14 protein-coding genes and 1 tRNA gene are annotated in these 17,004 nt (G+C 58.5%); 4 read left to right on the forward strand and 11 right to left on the reverse strand.

The window, feature by feature from the left end; genetic code table 11:
- Positions 1 to 470 precede the first annotated feature (470 nt).
- Positions 471 to 785 (forward strand): DUF4148 domain-containing protein, encoded by a 315-nt coding sequence (locus ACRXB1_RS02020; RefSeq protein WP_449490915.1) that lies wholly within the window; start codon positions 471 to 473, stop codon positions 783 to 785.
- A 168-nt stretch (positions 786 to 953) separates the two neighbouring features.
- Here the strand turns inward: ACRXB1_RS02020 and ACRXB1_RS02025 are convergent, their stop codons facing one another.
- The gene (locus ACRXB1_RS02025; RefSeq protein WP_449490916.1) at positions 954 to 1,886 is read right to left on the reverse strand and encodes a carbon-nitrogen hydrolase family protein; all 933 of its coding nucleotides are present in this window, start codon (positions 1,884 to 1,886) and stop codon (positions 954 to 956) included.
- A 39-nt stretch (positions 1,887 to 1,925) separates the two neighbouring features.
- Complete coding sequence (locus ACRXB1_RS02030; protein WP_449490917.1) at positions 1,926 to 3,248, reverse strand: MFS transporter; 1,323 nt, start codon at positions 3,246 to 3,248, stop codon at positions 1,926 to 1,928.
- Between the two features lie 85 nt (positions 3,249 to 3,333).
- On the opposite strand from ACRXB1_RS02030, the gene ACRXB1_RS02035 reads away from it, so the two are divergent.
- Complete coding sequence (locus ACRXB1_RS02035; RefSeq protein ID WP_449490918.1) at positions 3,334 to 4,335, forward strand: LysR family transcriptional regulator; 1,002 nt, start codon at positions 3,334 to 3,336, stop codon at positions 4,333 to 4,335.
- Positions 4,336 to 4,396: 61 nt separating this feature from the next.
- Here the strand turns inward: ACRXB1_RS02035 and ACRXB1_RS02040 are convergent, their stop codons facing one another.
- The 3 genes from ACRXB1_RS02040 to ACRXB1_RS02050 are packed head-to-tail and all read right to left on the reverse strand — an operon-like array spanning position 4,397 to position 7,820.
- Entirely contained in the window at positions 4,397 to 5,416 is a 1,020-nt protein-coding gene (locus ACRXB1_RS02040; RefSeq protein WP_449490919.1) for an asparaginase, read from the reverse strand.
- The gene (locus tag ACRXB1_RS02045) at positions 5,413 to 6,669 is read right to left on the reverse strand and encodes a D-amino acid dehydrogenase (protein ID WP_449490920.1); all 1,257 of its coding nucleotides are present in this window, start codon (positions 6,667 to 6,669) and stop codon (positions 5,413 to 5,415) included. Before ACRXB1_RS02045 ends, ACRXB1_RS02040 begins: the two co-directional genes overlap by 4 nt.
- Positions 6,670 to 6,674: 5 nt before the next feature.
- On the reverse strand, positions 6,675 to 7,820 hold the full coding sequence (locus tag ACRXB1_RS02050; protein WP_086383648.1) for a branched-chain amino acid ABC transporter substrate-binding protein: 1,146 nt from the start codon (positions 7,818 to 7,820) through the stop codon (positions 6,675 to 6,677).
- A gap of 209 nt (positions 7,821 to 8,029) precedes the next feature.
- On the opposite strand from ACRXB1_RS02050, the gene ACRXB1_RS02055 reads away from it, so the two are divergent.
- The gene (locus tag ACRXB1_RS02055) at positions 8,030 to 9,097 is read left to right on the forward strand and encodes a GlxA family transcriptional regulator (protein ID WP_449490921.1); all 1,068 of its coding nucleotides are present in this window, start codon (positions 8,030 to 8,032) and stop codon (positions 9,095 to 9,097) included.
- Between the two features lie 188 nt (positions 9,098 to 9,285).
- On the opposite strand, the gene ACRXB1_RS02060 is transcribed toward ACRXB1_RS02055, so the two are convergent.
- The 6 genes from ACRXB1_RS02060 to tig form a co-directional block, all read right to left on the reverse strand.
- Positions 9,286 to 9,361, reverse strand: a tRNA-Val gene (locus ACRXB1_RS02060).
- A gap of 80 nt (positions 9,362 to 9,441) precedes the next feature.
- On the reverse strand, positions 9,442 to 9,714 hold the full coding sequence (locus ACRXB1_RS02065; protein WP_056353185.1) for an HU family DNA-binding protein: 273 nt from the start codon (positions 9,712 to 9,714) through the stop codon (positions 9,442 to 9,444).
- Positions 9,715 to 9,939: 225 nt separating this feature from the next.
- The gene (lon, locus tag ACRXB1_RS02070; protein ID WP_062000830.1) at positions 9,940 to 12,363 is read right to left on the reverse strand and encodes an endopeptidase La; all 2,424 of its coding nucleotides are present in this window, start codon (positions 12,361 to 12,363) and stop codon (positions 9,940 to 9,942) included.
- Between the two features lie 205 nt (positions 12,364 to 12,568).
- Positions 12,569 to 13,840 carry an ATP-dependent Clp protease ATP-binding subunit ClpX gene (clpX, locus tag ACRXB1_RS02075; protein ID WP_056353183.1) on the reverse strand — a complete coding sequence of 424 codons (1,272 nt, stop codon included), beginning with the start codon at positions 13,838 to 13,840 and terminating at the stop codon, positions 12,569 to 12,571.
- A 257-nt stretch (positions 13,841 to 14,097) separates the two neighbouring features.
- Positions 14,098 to 14,751: an ATP-dependent Clp endopeptidase proteolytic subunit ClpP gene (gene clpP, locus ACRXB1_RS02080; RefSeq protein ID WP_056353750.1), complete on the reverse strand. Its 654-nt coding sequence runs from the start codon at positions 14,749 to 14,751 to the stop codon at positions 14,098 to 14,100.
- Positions 14,752 to 14,929: 178 nt separating this feature from the next.
- Positions 14,930 to 16,282, reverse strand: a complete 1,353-nt coding sequence (tig, locus tag ACRXB1_RS02085) for a trigger factor (protein WP_075357780.1) — start codon at positions 16,280 to 16,282, stop codon at positions 14,930 to 14,932.
- A gap of 496 nt (positions 16,283 to 16,778) precedes the next feature.
- On the opposite strand from tig, the gene ACRXB1_RS02090 reads away from it, so the two are divergent.
- A partial coding sequence (locus tag ACRXB1_RS02090) for a glycerate kinase (RefSeq protein ID WP_449490922.1) occupies positions 16,779 to 17,004 on the forward strand: 226 nt, incomplete at its 3' end.

Raw genomic sequence — 17,004 nt, forward strand, 5'->3', positions numbered from 1 at the left:
TTTAAGGGCGAGACCGTAAGCCCGCTTACGGTCTCTAACTCGCACTGAAAATGTTTGGCAACAACTTTCGTGGAAGACGCGAGTTGCTTTTAATCTAGTACAGCTTTATGAGAAAGTCAAAACCCCTCGGACGGCATTACGCTTCCTTTAAATGCAATTACATGATGTTTTCGAATGGCAGCGGATGCAGTTTCGTTTTCGCTTCCATTTGGTGCGGTAAATAGAATCGTCTGATTAACCAACTTTGATTTTTATCGATATGCGCAATTAATAATTCCGAATTGCACAATATTAATGACGTAGTCGGCTGTTTGGGAAGCGTAGTTCGATCGTCGTCCAGCCGTTATCGCAAACGCCGCAACAATGCTTTGTCTTTTCTGACATGAATATTAAGCGTGCGCTTACCTATACTGAACTCACTGAAACGCAAACGGGTGTTTGCGCGAAAACAAGATCTGGAGGTAAGCATCATGAAACTTTCAACCATCATCGTTGCAGCTGCGCTGGCTGTCCCTGCTCTCTCCGCATTCGCTCAAAGTCAACCGCTGACCCGCGCTGATGTGAAGGCGCAGCTCGTTCAGGTCGAACGGGCCGGTTACAACCCTACGACGGACCGTACGACATATCCGGCAGAGATTCAGGCGGCCGACGCGAAGATCGCAGCTCGGAATGACCAAGCCAGTTACGGTGGCGTTGCGGATATCTCTTCAGCATCGGGTGCCTATCACGCGCCGGCATATACGGGCACAGCGAACGGAGTCAAGCCGGTCTACTTCGGTCACTAAGCCGACCTGGCAGTAGTAGCTGCGGCCCCCACGGAACGCTGACCGCTATCGACTTCGATAAGCAGTCAGCTTGCTTTTAAAGAACCTCCTCCACCGGTCTACATGCTGGTGGACTTGCCCAGAGCCAGCGCCTGGGCTTTTTTGCGGCCGTTCGAGATTCGAAGTGGATTACTTCGGCGCGAATGTTACGGGTGGCATTGGCGCGGTATTGACCGACAGATGGAACACTTCCGGCCGCGAGTAGTGGCCGGCCACATCGAAGTCGAGATTGCTGGCGCGGCCGATACCGGTATCGATATCCGCATAAAGAATCGTCTCTGTGTCGAACACGGGTCCGGCAAGCACCTTGCCGAGCGGATCGACGATCATGCTGCCGCCGCGCATGATGAAATCGTCGACGCCCGCCTCCATACAAAAGTCTTCGCGATAAAACGGCGGGTATTCGCCCAGCCGGATGGCCTGGCACGCACTCAACACATGCACGCGGCCCTCAAGGGCGATGTGCACCATCGACGGCGCCCAGGTCGCGCGGTCGTCGGCGGTCGGCGCGCAATACAACTCCGTGCCTTGCGCATACATAGCCTGCCGGAGGGCCGGCATGTAGTTCTCCCAGCATATGACGGTGCCAATACTGCCGAGCGGCGTATCGACCGGCGCAATTGTAGAGCCGTCGCCGAAACCCCAGATGATGCGCTCCTGTCCCGTCGGCATAAGCTTGCGATGGTAGCCCGCGACGCCTTTGCCCGGCACGAGCGTCACCCCCGTGCAATACAGCGTGCGTCCCAAGCGCTCGATCACGCCAATCACCACGTGCACGCCCGTCTCTGTCGCGACCTCGGCGAGCAGCGCAAGCTCGGGGCCGTCGAGCGTCACCGCGCCTTCCATGTAGCTGAGAAAATGCGAGCGGCCCGCTTCGGTACGCTTGCCGACCACGGTGCCGAACGACGCACCCTTCGGATAGCCACCGAGAAATGCCTCTGGAAACACGGCGAGCGTCGCGCCTTCGCGAGCAGCGTTGCGAATCAGATTGGCGGCTTTTTCGGCGCTCTTCATCGGCTCGAACGGAACCGACGAAGCCTGGACTACAGCAGCTTTGAACATGACAAACACTCCAGCTTGAATTGAATTTGAATCGCATGTTTAACCACGTGCGATGTCCCTGTCTCTCGTTTCCGGCAAGGTGAAGTAGAGGACGATGAAACAGAGCAACGACACCCCGGCGAGATACCACGCGGGAATGTTCGGGTTGTGAGTGAACTGGATCAACGCAGTGGCTATGAACGGTCCCGGTCCGGCGAGCACCGCCAACGCAATGTTGTGACCGAGTGCAGCGCCTGTCGAACGGATCGAGGCGGGAAACACCTCCACGAGCAACACCACATCCATGACCGCCGTCACGGCAACGAGGGCGGCGAGCACGACCAGACCCACGAGAATCGCCGCGACATTGCCGGTGTTGAGGAGCAAGCAGATTGGATAGGCCAGTACGGTAAGACCGAGCGCCGACGCGAGCACCATCGTGCGTCGTCCGATGTGGTCGGACAGTCGTCCCACCAAGGGCTGGAAAATCGTGTACAGGACCAGTGAGATGCTGCATAGCCAGAGGGACGTGGACTTTGGCAATCCGACCGTCTGCGTGAGATGGTTGTTGGCGTACGTAATGAAGTAGTAGAGCGACACGCCGAAGAGTGCCGAGAACGCGAGCGTCATCACCATGGCTTTCGCGTATTCGCCGCGCGCCGGTGGCGCGGTTGCGTGGCTCGCGCGTTGGCGTTGCACTTCTTCGTACACCGGGGTGTCGCCCAGGCGTCTGCGGATGTAGATTGCCACCGCCGTCATGAAGACGGACGCGACGAAGGGCATGCGCCATCCCCACGACGCCACGGCGGCCTCCGGCAGCGACACCGAGATCACGGCAGCGATAAACGTGCCGCACAGGAACGCCGCGCCGGCCGTTCCCGTGATGACGCTAGCAGCCGTCGCACGCCGGTTGCGGGGCGCACTTTCGACCATGTAGATGCCCGCGCTCGACCATTCGCCGCCGACCATCATCCCCTGCACGAAGCGCAGCAGCACCAGCAACGCGGGCGCGGCAAGACCGAGCGTGGCGTAGCCCGGCAACAGGCCGATCAGCGTGGTCGACAAACCCATCCCGAAAACCGTGATGATCAACACTGCACGCCGTCCAAGCCGGTCGCCGAGCGGTCCGAGCACAAGCGCACCGAACGGTCGCGCCAGAAAACCCACGGCGAACACCGCAAGCGACGAGAGCAGCGAGACGCCCGGCGCCGCCAATGGAAAGAAGGTCCTGCCGATGATTGCCGCGAAATAGCCGTAGATCGCGAAATCAAACCACTCCATGAAATTGCCGATGCCGACCGCAATCGCCCGCTTGCGTAGGTCGACACCTTGTTCGGCTACCGCTTGGGTGGCCAGCGTGCTATCCATCGTTATCTGTTTCATCCCGAACTCCCGAAAATTGCAGTTGCATGACTGATTGGCCTCAGTGTAGAAATCGGGAGCGGATTCAATCAAACGAATGTTAAAAATGACCATCATTAATGTAGCTAATATCAGCCGGATGGATCTGAACCTGCTGGTTGTGTTCCAGTGCCTCATGAACGAGCGCAGCGTGACGCGTACCGCAGAGATCCTGAGCTTGACGCAGGGTGCGGTCAGTTCGTCATTGAAGCGGCTACGGGAACAGTTCGGCGATGACCTGTTCGTCAGGGGCGCCGGCGGCATGACGCCGACCCGCCGTGCACTCGAACTCGCACCGAAGGTGAGCGAGGCGCTCGGCGCGGTCTCCACGTTGATCGACGGGCGCAGGCAATTCGCCGCCGAAACCTCTCGCCGCGTGTTCAACATTGCAATGTCGGACGACATCGAGAGTTGCGTGTCGCCGATGCTGGTCAACGAGGCGCAGTCGCGCGGGCTATCGGTAGGTTTCGCGTTCCACCAGACCAACAGCTCGCTATGGAAGTCAGTATTCGACGAGCGCGACGTGGACCTTGTGCTTTGCTCAGAGCCGAAAGCGTTCAGCTCGCGCTATTCGTCGCAGATCCTGTTTTCGTCGTCGTACTCGTGTCTCTACGATGGCGTGCGGTTGAATCTGAAAAGCCCGATCACCCGCGACGAATATCTTTTGCATCACCACGTACGCGTGTCGTTCGACGGCCGCCGTGGCTTCGTTGACGATCTGCTGGAAAACGAGGGTATCGCGCGCAGGGTCTCGGCGTCGTTTACTCATTTCTCAGGCATGCTCGCAACGCTTGTTTATAGCGATGCCATTGCCACGCTGCCGACCTTTGCGGCCCATGCTTACGCGCGCATTGCGCGCTTGACGGTGAGCCCGGTGCCCATCACCGTACCGGCCTTTCGCGTATTCATGATCTGGAAGGCGGCGCAGAACGACGATGAGCAAAATGCGTGGCTTCGTTCTTTTGTGATCGACACGACGCGGGAATTGCAGTTCGCGGGCTCCTATGGGATTGCGGGCTCGCCGCGCAGGAAAGGTGTTAAAGCGCCCACGGCGAAACTGCGCAGTTGACCGCTTGTATTCAGGACTTCGAACGTAAAAATTCGACAGTACGGATATGCTCAGACCCACATCAATAACGCCAGAAAACGTCCTGCAGTTTGCGCGTGCAATGCTCTCGGGTGAGCGCAAGCATCATCAGGATCCGGGCCTTGTGCGCAGGTTGATCGTCAGTTACCAGCCAGTCGTATTCGTCATCGGGCTGGGCGGCATTACGGATGACTACGCCTCCTCCCGTGCGCGAACCGCGAACCACGTGGATGCCGCGCTTTCTCGCCTCGACCAGAGAAGCGACGATCGAAACCGCCACATTGCCGTTCCCTGTTGCGGCATAGATGACCGCCTTTACGCCTGAGTCGAGTATGGCGCGTACTATCGCGTCGTTCATGCCGCCATGCGCGTAGACGACGCCGACATGGGGCAGCGCTTCGATCTCGTTGATCGACCATTCGCTGTCCACCGTATGGGGACGTGCCGGCAGCCGGTAAAAGACCGGCTTGCCTTCGACGACAAATCCCAAGGGTCCGTAAGGCGACTTGAACGCATCCTGCTTGAAGGTATTCGTCTTGACGACGTCGCGCGCTGTGTGGATTTCGTCGTTCGAGACGACCAACGTGCCTTTGCCGTGTGCAAGCCGGCTCGCAGCCACGACTATCGCGTTGTACAGGTTGAGCGGTCCGTCCGAGCTTAGGGCGGACGGCGGACGCATGGCACCGACCACGACAACCGGCTTTGGGCTCTTGAGCGTCAGATGGAGGAAATAAGCCGTTTCATCGATAGTGTCGGTGCCGTGCGTAACCACGATGCCGTCAATGTCGTCACGTTTCAGGAGCGACGCAATGCGCTTTCCCAACTGCAGCAATTGCACGTTGCCGAAATTCTCGGAACCAACCTGAAATAGCTGTTCAGTCGTGATGTCGGCTAGCGAATCCGCGACCGGCAGATCAGCGAGAATGTCGTCGATAGACAGCACCGAACAGTCATACGCCGACGTGTTGACCGGCGAGGCGCCACGACCTGCGATCGTTCCGCCCGTGCCAATCAGTACGATCCTCGCTTTCTGTCGCGCAGCCGCTGCGGTATCGCGCGTCATGGGTGTGCGCTCAGGTTGAACATCGAGCAATCGAAGGCCGTGGGGCGTTGCGCGATCAGATCGTCCAGTAACTGCGCGCACCCCGTCGCGAGTGTGAAACCGAGCGCGCCCTGCCCGACGTTGAGCCACAGATTCTTGATCGGCGTCGAGCCAACGATAGGCATTCCACCTGGCGTAGCGGGTCTTGATCCGGCCCATTCATCGGCGGCGGCATAGTCACCAGCCCGCGGGAAGACCGCCTCCGACTCAAGGCGTAACGTATCAAGCCGACGACGGTTAAGCGCATTTGAATAACCCGCTAAATCAGCCATCCCCGCCACGCGCATGCGCTCATCCAGCCTCGCGTACACGACTTTGCGGGCGAAATCCGTCACGCTGATACGGGGTGCGATATCGCCGGACCTGATTGGAACCGTCAGGCTATATCCTTTCAACGGGTACACCGGCACATCGATACCAACCGGCCTCAACAACTTCGTACTGCCGCAACCCAACGCAACGACGATCTGTTCACCGGGCAATCTGCGTGTTCCGGCCCACGCTTCGACGCGTCCGCCCGGCGCGTGCTTCAACGCGCTGACATCGGCTGAAAATTCGAAGCCCACGCCGCGCCCGCGCAGCAACTTTTCGAGGCTCAAACAGAATCGATAGCAATCCGCCGTGTCTTCGCTGGCGGTGTAGATGCCGCCGGCGATCTCGTGACGAATGGATTCCAGCGCGGGCTCAATGCGAACGCATGCTTCCCGGTCGAGCGGCAGTTGCTCGCAGCCGAGCGTGCGCTGGAATTCCAGCAAACCCAGCGCCGACCCGAACGCTCTCGCATCCCGATGCATGACCAGCTTGCCGGAACGGGCATAGTCGAAATCAAGTAATGGTTCGTTGTCTACCAGCTTGTGCATCAGCGAACGGCTGAGAAAAGACAGTGCAAGCAAGTGCCGCGTCGATTGCAAACTTCTCTGACGCGTGCACGCCCTCAAGAACTGGAAACACCAGCGCCATAAGGCAGGGTCCGCAGACGGACGAAAACGCATTGGCGAGTCGTGGCGCATCAGCCAGCCAGGAATCTTCGACAGGACACCCGGACCGGCGAGCGGCGCAACGTAGCTGTACGAAAGTTGCGCGCCGTTTGCATAGCTCGTTTCCAGGCCGACTTGCGAACGGCGGTCGACAACTGTCACGTGATGACCCGATGCATTCAGGTAATAAGCGGTTGTCAAGCCGATCACGCCGGCGCCTAGAACAGTGATTTCCATGATGCTCACATTTTCACTACGGTGAGGAGCGTCTGCTTGCCGCCTTTGTAGTCATACAAGGAGATGGCGCCCTGCTTCAGATCGCCATGTGCGTCGAACTGTGTGCGTCCCAGCACGCCTACGAAGTCCGCACCCGGCATCGACGCAAGAATGTCCGCGGCTTTGACCGAGCGGGCGCGCTTCATTGCATCGACGATGATATACACCGCGTCGTAGGCGAACGGCGCGTTGAGTTGCACATGCTGATGAAACCGGGCTTCATAGCGCTGCTCGAAAGCGGGACCATCCGGCATTTTCTCGAGCGGCATGCCGGCGATCGAGCACACGACGTTATCGGCAGCTTCGCCTGCGAGTTTCGCGAGCGAATCGGCGCACAAGCCGTCGCCACCCAGCACGCGGGCGCCGATCGCAAGCTGGCGCGCCTGTTTCGCGAACGGGCCTCCCGTGGCGTCCATTCCGCCATACATGATGATGTCCGGATGTTCGCCCTTGACCTTGGTGAGGATCGAACGGAAGTCGACCGCCTTGTCGTTGGTCGCATCGTGCGAGAGGACCGTCAGACCCAGCACCTTCGCCTGCTTTTCGAACTCGTTGGCAAGCCCCTGACCGTAAGCGGTTGCGTCGTCCACGATCGCGACTGACTTCGCCCCGAGCGTTTTCTTCGCGTAATCGGCCAGTGCCGGGCCCTGCTGTGCATCGGTTGCAACTACCCTGTAAGCGGTCTTGAATCCTTGCTGTGTGTAGATCGGATTCGTAGCCGAAGGAGAAATCTCGACGATACCCGCATCGCTATAAATTTTCGAAGCCGGAATCGTGGTTCCCGAATTCATATGCCCGACAACGGCGACAACCTTGTCATCGACGAGCTTCTGCGCGATCTGCGTTCCCTGGCGCGGGTCAGACGCGTCGTCCTGTGCATCCAGTTCGAGCGTCACTTTCTGGCCGCCGATCACAAGTCCCTTTGCATTGATCTCCTCTACCGCGAGACGGGCGCCGTTTTCGGTGTCCTTGCCCCATTCGGCATTCGCGCCGGTCAACGGCGCGGCATGTCCAATTTTGACAACTTCATCTGCAAACGCGCTGGCAGAGCCGAGCACGATCAGGCTTGCTCCAATTCGGGCAATCAGACTGCCGGGATTTCTGGTCGACATGAGACTCTCCTGGTTTATTGCATGGCTTGGAAGGTATCGCAGCGGTGCTCGGCTGGAATCAACGGGCACGTTCGACAGGACCGACTTTAGGATCGATAAAATCGCTGGCATTGCACCAAACCGCAAGAAAATAGAAGAAACGCGACACGCCGGCCGGACTCGTTCGCCGGCTCTTATACTTGAGTTTATCAGCGGCTTGAGGGAAGGTCATGGGTACAGAGAGAACACCGTCCGATGGCCGGGAACTTGTCGACCGGCTCGACCGCGCCTGTTTGAAGCGCGACACCCATCCTTCCCGGGCGGGCGCCGAACTGAACATCGGTTTTTTACTTTGGCCGAGCTTCCCGTTGCTCTCACTAGCCGGTTTCTGCGACGCATTGCGCCATGCTGCGGACCTTGGTGACCAGAGCAGGCCTTTACGATGCACATGGACGCTGCTCGGCACGTCCGATACAACCGTGGAAGCGAGTTGCGGCGTGGCCGTGCCCGTCCAGGCGGTAGACGGGTCGCCGCGTCAATTCGATTACCTTGTCGTGATCGGCGGGCTGCTGCCTAAACTCGAACAGGTCGACCGGCGCTATTGGGACTATTTGCGCGAGGCGGATGCCAGCGGCGTGCCGTTGATCGGCATGTGTACCGGCAGTTTTGTACTGGCGCACGCCGGCCTGATGCAAGGCCGCGTAGCGTGCGTACACGCGTTCCATCTTGAAGACTACAAAACGATGTTCCCGAACATGCCGGTCGTCGCCAATTCAGACTATTTGATCGATGGCAACCGCATCACATGCGCCGGCGGGGTCTCTGTCCTTGAACTGGCAACGCGTCTGATCAGCCTGCATTGCGGCCCGGACAGGGCGTCCAAGGTGATCCATCAAATGACGGTCAGCCGTCTGGGCGGCACGTCGTTCGTGGACCGCCGCAAGGCGTTAGGCTATCTGGCGGTAGGTGATTGGCTGGTGCGGCATGCGATCGTGCTGATGGAAGAAAACCTGGAGGCGCCGCTCAATATCACGGTGATCGCGAAGATGGCCGGGACTAGCGTCAGGCAACTCGAGCGCAACTTCCTGACAGAAACAGGGATGTCGCCTAAGGAGTTTTATCGGACGATGCGACTGCGCTACGCGCGCTGGCTGCTGCTCAACACAACGAAGCGCATCACGGTAATCGCTTACGAATGCGGCTTCGCTGACTCCGCGCATTTTATTCGCGGCTTTAAAGAGATTTATGGCGTGACACCGGGCAAGCTGAAGGCTTCTCTGGAAGCGCGTTTGTCCTGAGGCAAACACGCAGCGACGCGTCTATTGAGCCAGGATATCAACAACTATCAAACTAAGAACTGGCGGCACCACGGGGGACGTCCCGAGCCGATTTCCAGCCAATAAAAAACCCGCAGAGCTTATCGCCATGCGGGTTCTAGATACTTCTCTGCACTTCTTAAGGCTGCCTTGGACGTCTTGCAAAACGGTGGTGGGTGCTGAGAGGCTCGAACTCCCGACCTACGCCTTGTAAGGGCGCCGCTCTACCAACTGAGCTAAGCACCCCGCTTCGCAAACTTCGCAATACCGCGTGGGTTTCTGCCGGGTTTAAACTGGTTTAAACCGTTCCGTACCCAGCGAGTCCGCTAGTTTAGCGCATCTTTTAGTGCTTTGCCAGCCCGAAATTTAGGAACCTTTGCGGCCTTGATCTTGATCGCGTCGCCCGTTCGGGGATTGCGGCCCGTGCGTGCCGTGCGCTTGCCGACCGCGAACGTTCCGAAGCCCACAAGCGTCACCGAACCGCCCTTTTCCAGCGTAGTCTTCACGCCGCCGATCACCGCTTCGAGCGCCCGTCCGGCTGCTGCCTTCGATATATCCGCCTGCTGCGCGATATGGTCGATCAATTCCGTCTTGTTCATTGTGATCCCCCGAAAATGGTTTGTGATTGGGCGATGCAAAAGAGCGATTCACTGCTTTGAGCACAGGCCGTGAGCCATATATGCGGCGGTCATTAGAAGTAGCCGAAACACGCGTGTCAACCGGGATTGAGCCTGATCCCGCCCACCATTCTCCATCTCGGGCGCGCAATAAAAAACCCGCGGGGGGCACCCGCGGGTTTCGACTTTCTCAACCGGCAACCAACCTCAATGCTTGACGAAGTCACCCGTTGCCGGCGCGTCCTTCTTGTCGGCCACGGCCGGCGTTGCAGGCTTCGCTTCTTCCTCCGGCAATGCCGCGGGGACACGTTCGAGCGCAAGCTCGAGGACCTTGTCGATCCAGCGAACCGGAACGATTTCGATCGCGTTCTTCACGTTGTCCGGAATCTCGGCGAGATCCTTCGTGTTTTCCTCCGGGATCAGCACGAGCTTGATGCCGCCGCGATGCGCCGCCAGCAACTTCTCCTTCAATCCACCGATAGGCAACACTTCGCCACGCAACGTGATTTCGCCGGTCATCGCCACATCAGCGCGAACGGGAATGCCGGTGAGCACAGACACGAGCGCCGTCGTCATCGCAATACCGGCGGACGGACCATCCTTCGGAGTCGCGCCTTCAGGCACGTGGATGTGGATGTCCTTCTTCTCGAACGCTTCATCCGATACACCCAGACGACGCGAACGCGAACGCACCACCGAACGTGCAGCCTCGACCGATTCCTTCATCACGTCGCCAAGCGAACCCGTGCGGATGATATTGCCCTTACCCGGCATGACCGCAGCTTCAATGGTCAGCAAATCGCCGCCCACTTCCGTCCACGCGAGACCCGTTACCTGACCGACCTGGTTCTCCTTCGCGGCCAGACCAAAGTCGGTCTTGCGCACGCCGAGGAACGTATCGAGATTGCTGCCGTCGACCTTGACCGCGCCATCTGCCTTCTTCAGCAGAAGCATCTTCACGACCTTGCGGCAGATCTTCGACATTTCGCGTTCGAGCGAACGAACGCCGGCTTCACGCGTGTAGTAACGAATGATGTCGCGGATTGCTTCTTCCGTGAGATCCATCTCGCCCGGCTTCAGGCCGTTGTTGCGCGTTTGCTTCGGCAACAGGTACTTCTGCGCGATGTTGACCTTCTCGTCCTCGGTGTAACCCGAGAGGCGAATCACTTCCATCCGGTCGAGCAACGGCGGCGGGATGTTCAGCGAGTTCGACGTCGCCACGAACATCACGTCCGACAAGTCGAAGTCCACTTCAATGTAGTGATCGGCAAACGTATGGTTCTGTTCCGGATCGAGCACTTCGAGCAAAGCGGAAGCCGGGTCGCCGCGAAAATCCATGCCCATCTTGTCGACTTCGTCGAGCAGGAAAAGCGGATTGCGCACGCCGACTTTCGCAAGGCTTTGCAGGATCTTGCCGGGCATCGAACCAATGTACGTGCGACGGTGACCGCGAATCTCGGACTCGTCATGCACGCCGCCGAGCGCCATACGCACGAACTTGCGGTTCGTTGCACGAGCGATCGACTGACCCAGCGAGGTCTTGCCAACGCCCGGAGGCCCGACGAGACACAGGATAGGCGCCTTGACCTTCTCTACACGCTGTTGGACCGCAAGATACTCGAGGATCCGTTCCTTGACCTTCTCCAGGCCAAAGTGATCTTCATCGAGTACGCGTTCCGCATTCGAGAGGTCATTGTTGACCTTGCTCTTCTTGCGCCACGGCAAACCAATCAACGTATCGATGTAATTGCGCACGACGGTCGCTTCAGCCGACATCGGCGACATCAGCTTGAGCTTCTTCAGCTCGGCGTCGGCCTTCTTCTTGGCTTCCTTCGGCATGCGTGCGTTGGTGATGCGTTTCTCGAGCTCCTCGAGATCTGCACCTTCCTCGCCTTCGCCGAGTTCCTTCTGGATCGCCTTGACCTGTTCGTTCAGGTAGTACTCGCGCTGGCTCTTCTCCATCTGACGCTTCACGCGACCACGGATACGCTTTTCGACCTGAAGAATGTCGATTTCGGCTTCGAGCTGCGCAAGCAGATGTTCGAGGCGCTCGACGACCGGGAGCATCTCAAGAATGTGCTGCTTCTGGTCGAGCTTCAACGGCAGATGCGCCGCGATGGTATCGGCCAGACGACCCGCTTCATCGATACCCGACAGTGACGTCAGGATCTCGGGAGGGATCTTCTTGTTGAGCTTCACGTACTGATCGAACTGCGACACGATCGCGCGGCGCAACGCTTCGGTTTCTGCGCTGTCGGCATGGTCGGGTTCGAGCGGCATCACGTCGCAGGAAAATTGCGTTTCCTGTTCTTCGATCGTGAGCGTCTTCGCGCGCTGCAAACCTTCCACGAGCACCTTAACCGTACCGTCGGGAAGCTTCAGCATTTGCAGGATGTTTGCGATACATCCCACTTCGTACATGTCTTTTTCGGTCGGCTCGTCTTTGGCGGCGGTTTTCTGTGCAACAAGCATGATGTGCTTGCCGCCTTCCATCGCAGCTTCGAGGGCCTTGATCGATTTGGGTCGTCCGACAAAGAGCGGAATCACCATGTGCGGGAAAACGACTACGTCACGCAGCGGGAGCAGCGGGAGCGTAATGCGTTCCTGCGGGAGGAGTTGGGTTCCTGACATTTTCATTTCCCCAGTAGTGGAATCAGTTCAGTCGTAAATAAGGCCGTCAAAATGGATTGCAAGCCTTAAGCGTGTGGGAAAAGATCAGTGAATCGAAAAAATTCGCCTCAGTAACGTGTCAGTAACGTCCACAAGATATCCGAAAAATAAACAAAAAGCCGTTCACGTTGCCATGAACGGCTTTTCGCCGACACACAGCCCAACTTTAGTTAGAACCTGCTACCTTCGGTGTATCTTCATAAATCAACAGCGGTTTGCCATCGCCGTCGATTGTGTTGTCGTCCACGATAACCTTGCTTACGCCCTTCATGGTCGGCAACTCGTACATCACATCCAGCAACGCCTGTTCCAGAATGGAGCGCAAACCACGCGCGCCCGTCTTGCGGCGGATTGCCTTGAGCGCAATCGCCTGCAACGCGGCGGGACGAATCTCCAGATCCACCCGTTCCATGTTGAACAGCTTGTGATACTGCTTCACCAGCGCGTTCTTCGGCTCGGTCAAGATCTTGATCAGCGCATCTTCGTCCAGCTTGCCGAGCGTGGCGACCACCGGCAAACGGCCGATCAGCTCAGGAATCAAACCGAACTTGATCAGATCTTCCGGTTCCACTTCGCGCAGCACTTCGCCCGCGTCGCGATCAACCTTGCTCTTTACGCTAGCACCAAACCCGATGCCTGTCTTTTCCGTGCGGTCGATAATGACCTTTTCCAGGCCATCGAACGCGCCGCCGCAAATAAACAGGATGTTGGTGGTGTCGACCTGGATGAAATCCTGGTTCGGGTGCTTGCGCCCGCCCTGTGGCGGCACTGAAGCCATCGTGCCTTCAACAAGCTTCAGCAGCGCTTGCTGTACGCCCTCGCCCGACACGTCGCGCGTGATGGACGGGTTGTCCGACTTGCGGCTGATCTTGTCGATTTCGTCGATGTAGACAATCCCGCGCTGGGCCTTGTCGACTTCGTAGTTACAGTTCTGCAGCAGCTTCTGAATAATGTTCTCGACGTCCTCGCCGACATAACCCGCTTCCGTGAGCGTGGTTGCGTCTGCAATAACGAACGGAACGTTCAGCATGCGTGCGAGCGTTTGCGCGAGCAGCGTCTTGCCCGAACCCGTGGGTCCGATCAGCAAGATGTTGCTCTTCGACAACTCGATATCGTCTTTCTTCTCGAGATGCTTGAGACGCTTGTAGTGGTTATAAACCGCCACAGCAAGAATGCGCTTCGCGCGGTCCTGACCGATCACGTATTGATTCAGAATCTCGCTGATTTCCTGCGGACTCGGCAAATCCGATTTCGTCAGGCCGGCCTCTTCCGCCGCGCCCGCTGCCTCGTCGCGAATGATTTCGTTGCACAAGTCGATGCATTCATCGCAGATGAATACGGAAGGACCGGCAATCAGCTTCTTGACCTCGTGCTGGCTCTTGCCGCAGAACGAGCAATACAACAGCTTTTCGCTGTTCGAACCTTTCTTGTCCGCCATGGATGTGTGAGCCTCCGGACACTCGATTACATAATACGCCGCTCAATTCACCCGCGCAGAAACGGCACGTGCACCAGGTGAAAGCGTGTGTGGCGTGTGCTTTAACGCCATTTCGCGCGTCGGCTCCAGCATGGTGTGCCGGGCTTCCTTGCTGCGTTGCCGTTGCGAATCAGACCGCTGCACAGCACTGATCCGCAACGTCTACTTAATAAAACAGTCGGCTGGACCGGTCATTCCCGAGTCCGGCGCGTTACAACTCAGGGACGCTTGTGAAGAACCTGGTCGACAAGACCATAAGCCTGCGCGTCATCGCCCGACATGAAATTGTCGCGGTCGGTATCGCGCGCGAGACGCTCCACCGGCTGGCCGGTATGGTGCGACAGCAACTGATTCAGACGTTCCTTCAGGTACAGGATTTCCCGCGCCTGAATTTCGATATCCGATGCCTGCCCACGCGCGCCGCCAAGCGGCTGGTGAATCATCACGCGTGCATTCGGGAGCGCCACGCGCTTGCCCTTGGCGCCTGCTGCCAACAGGAACGCGCCCATGCTTGCGGCGAGGCCCATGCACAGCGTGGCGACGTCGGGCTTCACGAACTGCATGGTGTCGTAGATCGCCATGCCGGCCGAGACCGAACCGCCCGGGCTGTTGATGTACAGGCTGATGTCCTTGTCAGGATTTTCGCTTTCGAGGAACAGCAACTGCGCGACAACGAGGTTGGCCGTCTGGTCGTTCACTTCCCCGACCAGGAACACGACACGTTCTTTCAGCAGGCGCGAGTAGATGTCATAGGCACGTTCGCCGCGGCCGCTAGTTTCGACAACCATCGGCACCAGACCCAGCGCCTTGGTTTCGAAATCATGCGGCGCGTTTGACGCGAGCGAGTCCAGTAATTGAGCGCGATAGGTCATGCAATTTCCTTGTTCGGAATAGGGATACTGAACGACAAGCAACATCCTTGGATAAGGCCAAACACGGTGACTTGCAATGACTTGCAAACCCGGCGCCGAAAACGTCGATCCTGCACAAACGCAAAAAAGGCGTGCCGGCCCGTCACCCCGACGGCCCTGCACGCCTTTCCGACGCTGCTTACGCTTGCGCCGTCGCGCTGGCCAACTCTTCGAAGCTTACTTCCTTGTCGTTCACTCGTGCCTTGCCGAGCACGAATTCGACGACGTTGCTTTCCACGACGTACGCTTCCATCTCGGCGAGGCGCTGCTGGTTCGAATAATACCAGCGGACGACTTCCTTCGGGTCCTCGTAGCTTTTCGCGAATTCGTCGACTTCAGCACGGATCTGTTCCGGCTTTGCCTGCAGGTCGTTTGCCTTGACCAGTTCGGCCAGAACCAGGCCCAGCTTGACGCGGCGTTCAGCCTGTTCCACGAACATTTCTGCGGGGATCGGCGCGTCGGCTGCGTTCGGCACGCCGCGCTGTTGCAGATCCTGACGCGCCATTTCCACAAGACGTTCCTGATCCTGCTCGACCAACGCCTTCGGCACGTCGAGTTCGGAGATCTTCAGCAGCGCGTCCATGACCTGATTCTTCACGATTTGCTGCGTGCGGCGCTTGGCTTCGCGCTCCAGGTTGTCCTTGATCTCGCCGCGCATCTTGGTGATGTCGCCATCTTCCACACCGAGCGACTTGGCAAAGTCAGCGTCGATTTCCGGCAGATGCGGCCATTCGATCTTCTTCATGGTGATCGTGAACTGAGCCGTCTTGCCGGCCACGTCCTTGCCGTGATAATCGTCCGGGAACTTCAGGTCGAATTCCTTCGACTCGCCGACCTTCAGGCCGAGCGCCGCGGTTTCGAATTCCGGCAACATGCGGCCTTCGCCGAGCACGAAGGTGAAATCTTCGGCGCTGCCGCCTTCGAACAGCACGCCGTCCAGCTTGCCGACGAAGTCCATGGTCACTCGATCGCCGTCCTTGGCCGCCGTGTCCGCACCGCCGTCACCGTGCTCGCCACCTTCGCCGCGAGCGTGGAAGTGAACGCGCTGCTTGCGCAGGATTTCCAGCGTGCGGTCGATCTCGGCTTCCGAGATGGTCGTCACCGTGCGCTCGATTTCGGCCGTCGCGACGTCGCCGACCTTCACTTCCGGGTACACCTCGAACGTGGCGTCGAACGCATAGTCTTGAGCGACCTCGCCTTCAGCCACCTTCGGTGCGAAGCTCGGCTGGCCTGCAACGCGCAGGTTTTCCGTGCGCGTGACGTCGAAGAATTCCTTGCCGACCTTGTCGCTCAGCACTTCGGCTTCGACCTGGCCCTGGTACTGCTGCGTGACCATCTTGAGCGGCACCTTGCCCGGGCGGAACCCTGGCATGCGCACGTTCTTCGCCAACTGACGAATACGCGAGTCCACTTCCTTTTGCACCGTATCTTTCGGCAGGGAGATCGTCACACGGCGTTCGAGCTTGCCGAGGTTTTCAACAACGTTAGCCATGGCTTCTATCGTCCTAGAGTAAATCGAGTATTCGGGTTCGTGTATCGGGTCAATTCTTGTTCGATCTCGCGCCGCGTAAGGCGCTCAGCGTCTCGCGGTTCCTGAATGCGGCTCCTGAAATGCCAGCGGCTCGCAGAAGCGTTCAGCAAGCCGGACAGGAAACCGCTAATTCAACCGCTTGTGCAACCGTCCACGCCGGTTTGAGTCAACAGAGCCAAACATTTTACCAAACTATTTGCAAGCATCACGCCGGTTCGGGAGTCGGGAGTGCAAATACCGTCGAAACGGACCTGTTTTCGCAGTTTTTAGGTGGGTTTCTCGGGTAGGACGCGCCGCTGCGGGCAGGTTTTGAATCCGCGCGCACTGGCGGCTTACGCCGCTCTCCCGCAGCCCTTCCATTTCCCGTGCGCATTGGAAGCATGCGCAGGATGCATAAGGTTTGATTAATTCGGGCCGTGCCGATAGATTTCAGGCAAATTCCATAACACGAGACAACATGCCCTCCTTCCATTCCTCCACGCCCCCCGTCGTCGTCATCGCGCCCGATTCATTTAAGGGGTCGCTTAGCGCGGAACAGGTCGCCGAAGCGATCGCAGGCGGCATTCGCCGCGCCCGTGCCGATGCCGTCATCCGTATCGTTCCCATGGCCGATGGCGGCGAGCGTACCTTCGCCGCCATCGGGCATGGGAACGATACGGGAGATCGGGAGGGCACACGGCTGG

It is taken from the genome of Caballeronia sp. M23-90 (assembly GCF_053574605.1).

Bases quoted from the DNA above. Each gene is read 5' to 3' on its own strand.
- ACRXB1_RS02020 (WP_449490915.1), top strand. From the start codon at position 471: ATGAAACTTTCAACCATCATCGTTGCAGCTGCGCTGGCTGTCCCTGCT.
- ACRXB1_RS02025 (WP_449490916.1), bottom strand. From the start codon at position 1,886: ATGTTCAAAGCTGCTGTAGTCCAGGCTTCGTCGGTTCCGTTCGAGCCG.
- ACRXB1_RS02030 (WP_449490917.1), bottom strand. From the start codon at position 3,248: ATGAAACAGATAACGATGGATAGCACGCTGGCCACCCAAGCGGTAGCC.
- ACRXB1_RS02035 (WP_449490918.1), top strand. From the start codon at position 3,334: ATGACCATCATTAATGTAGCTAATATCAGCCGGATGGATCTGAACCTG.
- ACRXB1_RS02040 (WP_449490919.1), bottom strand. From the start codon at position 5,416: ATGACGCGCGATACCGCAGCGGCTGCGCGACAGAAAGCGAGGATCGTA.
- ACRXB1_RS02045 (WP_449490920.1), bottom strand. From the start codon at position 6,669: ATGGAAATCACTGTTCTAGGCGCCGGCGTGATCGGCTTGACAACCGCT.
- ACRXB1_RS02050 (WP_086383648.1), bottom strand. From the start codon at position 7,820: ATGTCGACCAGAAATCCCGGCAGTCTGATTGCCCGAATTGGAGCAAGC.
- ACRXB1_RS02055 (WP_449490921.1), top strand. From the start codon at position 8,030: ATGGGTACAGAGAGAACACCGTCCGATGGCCGGGAACTTGTCGACCGG.
- ACRXB1_RS02065 (WP_056353185.1), bottom strand. From the start codon at position 9,714: ATGAACAAGACGGAATTGATCGACCATATCGCGCAGCAGGCGGATATA.
- lon (WP_062000830.1), bottom strand. From the start codon at position 12,363: ATGTCAGGAACCCAACTCCTCCCGCAGGAACGCATTACGCTCCCGCTG.
- clpX (WP_056353183.1), bottom strand. From the start codon at position 13,840: ATGGCGGACAAGAAAGGTTCGAACAGCGAAAAGCTGTTGTATTGCTCG.
- clpP (WP_056353750.1), bottom strand. From the start codon at position 14,751: ATGACCTATCGCGCTCAATTACTGGACTCGCTCGCGTCAAACGCGCCG.
- tig (WP_075357780.1), bottom strand. From the start codon at position 16,282: ATGGCTAACGTTGTTGAAAACCTCGGCAAGCTCGAACGCCGTGTGACG.